Origin of the sequence: Marinobacter fuscus, from assembly GCF_003007675.1 — a bacterium.
In the GTDB taxonomy this organism is placed as follows: domain Bacteria; phylum Pseudomonadota; class Gammaproteobacteria; order Pseudomonadales; family Oleiphilaceae; genus Marinobacter; species Marinobacter fuscus.
On sequence record NZ_PXNP01000094.1, the window covers coordinates 1 to 2255 of the forward strand.

3 protein-coding genes are annotated in these 2255 nt (G+C 57.0%); all 3 read right to left on the reverse strand.

Annotated features, from left to right (window positions below):
* The coding region (tnpC, locus tag C7H09_RS12485; RefSeq protein ID WP_106763171.1) for an IS66 family transposase at nt 1–1511 on the reverse strand (1511 nt) is incomplete at its 3' end.
* A gap of 56 nt (nt 1512–1567) precedes the next feature.
* The gene (gene tnpB / locus C7H09_RS12490; protein ID WP_106762500.1) at nt 1568–1936 is read right to left on the reverse strand and encodes an IS66 family insertion sequence element accessory protein TnpB; all 369 of its coding nucleotides are present in this window, start codon (nt 1934–1936) and stop codon (nt 1568–1570) included.
* Nucleotides 1936–2255 (reverse strand): IS66 family insertion sequence element accessory protein TnpA (gene tnpA, locus C7H09_RS12495; RefSeq protein WP_106762499.1); only part of this gene is annotated, 320 nt, incomplete at its 5' end. The genes tnpA and tnpB, both read right to left, overlap by 1 nt.

The window sequence follows — 2255 nt, forward strand, 5'->3', positions numbered from 1 at the left end:
TTGTTCGCCTTGGCCGTTTCGATCAGCGAGTAACAGGTGGCACTGGCATTCGCGCCTTGGGTGGTATCGGCGAACAGCCAGGCCATACGGCCAACGGCGAAGGGCCGGATGGCGTTTTCGGCCAGCACGTTGCTGATCTGTAAATCGCCGCGTTCGCAGTAGCCCACCAGGGTATCCCACTGACTCAGGGTATAGTCCATCGCCTTGCGGGTGAGCGAGCCTTTCAGCACTTTGCTGGCGTTTTTCTCCAGCCAGGCCTTGAAGGCGTTCAGCAACGGCAGGCTTTTTTCCTGACGCACCCGATAGCGCTCGGCGTCACTCAGTTCGTTCGCGGCTTTCTCGACAGCGTACAGTTTCCGGATGTGGCTCAGGGCCACGTCGGCTTTTGAGGGCGGGCCTTTTTTGCCCTTGGCTGGCGCTGCCCGGGACGCGTCCACGAACTTGCGCCGGGCATGATCCCAACAACCGATGCGGGTCAGTTTGTTCTCGCGGCATACCTGTCCATAGCCGGAATAGCCATCGGCTTGCAGGATGCCCTGGAAGTCATCCAGCAGGCGCACCGGTACCTGGCCACCGCGAGAGGGATCGTACTCGAACAGAACCGAGGGCTTTCCGGGCGGGCCGCCCCGGGTCACCCACATCCATTTATCCGACTGGGCTTTCTTGCCGTCTTCTTTGAGCACCTGGATCCGCGTTTCATCAGCTTGCAGGTAATCACTGCCATTCTGGGTTTCCCGCATCAGGGTCATTAGCGGTTTGAACACGTCGTTCAGGCGGATGATCCAGTGGGCCATACTGGTGCGACTCACGTCATGGCCCAGGCGCTTGAACATCTGTTCTTGCCGGTACAGTGGCAGGCCATCGGCGTATTTGGAGGTGATCAGGTAAGCCAGCAGTGACGGTGTGGCAATGCACTTGCCCAGCGGGTGTGTTGATCGGGCGGCCGCAATGATTCGCTCTTCGCCGTCCTGCTCGAACACGGCCTTTTCCTGCCAGTACTCCAGGACCTTCAGCTGGGCCGGGATATACTCCAGCTCTTCTTTCACTTTGGTGAAGAAGGTCTTGCTGGCGCCGACTTTTTCTTCGTCGCTGAGGGTTAGCTCAATGCGCTCACGCAACAGCGTGTCGGAGAAGCCGCGTTGCCGGCGATTGCGGGAACGAGGTGGCGCATCCGCCTCTTCGACATCCTCAGGGAGTTGGTCGCGCAGCCCGTCAATTTCGACTTCCAACTCGGCTTCGTCGAACAACAGGGTCTGACTTGGCTGTTTTTCACTGCTTGCGGCGAACTGCTGGATCTTCTTGTGGCGCAGGAGTTCTTCAAGGATCTTGATGCGGGCATCCCGGCTTTGAATGGCCTGATCACGCTGCTTTAACTGATCCTGATGGTTCTGGAGCGTTTCATCTTTCGTGGCCAGTTGTTCCTGCAGGTTGCTAATAACAGCCAGCATTTCAGCGGTGGAGAGACCGCTGAAATCGGGTGTTTTGGAGGTGTTATCAGGCGTTGTTTTCATGTTGAAATTATAGCAAAAACAACGCCCTGACACACTAAAAAACACCACAAAAACCGCTATCCAACACTCTCATAATACAGGGTTTTATGGCCATGAAGCAGGGTGATGTCGTAGCCGTCCAGCAACCAATTGATCTGCTCGCCGTTCAGCGACATCAGCTCATCCTCTGGGCCCGGCCATTTGAATTTTTCTTCAGCCAAAGACTTGTAGTAGAGCACGAAGCCGTTGTCTTCCCACATCAGGCATTTGATCTTGTTGCGCTGCCGGTTGGTGAAGGCGAAAAGCGCGCCGGAGAACGGGTTATGGCCTAACTCCTGCTCGACAATCAGCGCCAGTCCGTTGGCCTGCTTGCGAAAATCGATGGGTTGTCGATACAGGTAAATCTCCGGCAGATCCCAGGAGGGGCGAAGGTATCGGTGGCGCATTACAGCTGCCTCAGCACGGCACCGAGTATCTCCACATTACCGGCGTGCAGCCCGGTGATCGAGACGCCTCCGGGTAATGACACCGTTAATCCATCTGACAATGCCGTGCCTGGCATCGCTGCCACCTTGGCAAAGCCAGAGAGCCCAGCCGGGCGCTCCGCAATCACGGTCTCCGGCTCAGCCAGCTTTTTGCGCCAGTAAACAAAGCGACAATAGGTCAGTGACTGCTGCTGACAGTAGGCCATGCCGGACAAACCGGACGCCTGCCAGTCTTCGATATGTTGCTGCCAGAGACGCTTGCGTTCGGCGTGTGTCATGC

Bases quoted from the DNA above. Each gene is read 5' to 3' on its own strand.
- tnpB (WP_106762500.1), bottom strand. From the start codon at position 1,936: ATGCGCCACCGATACCTTCGCCCCTCCTGGGATCTGCCGGAGATTTAC.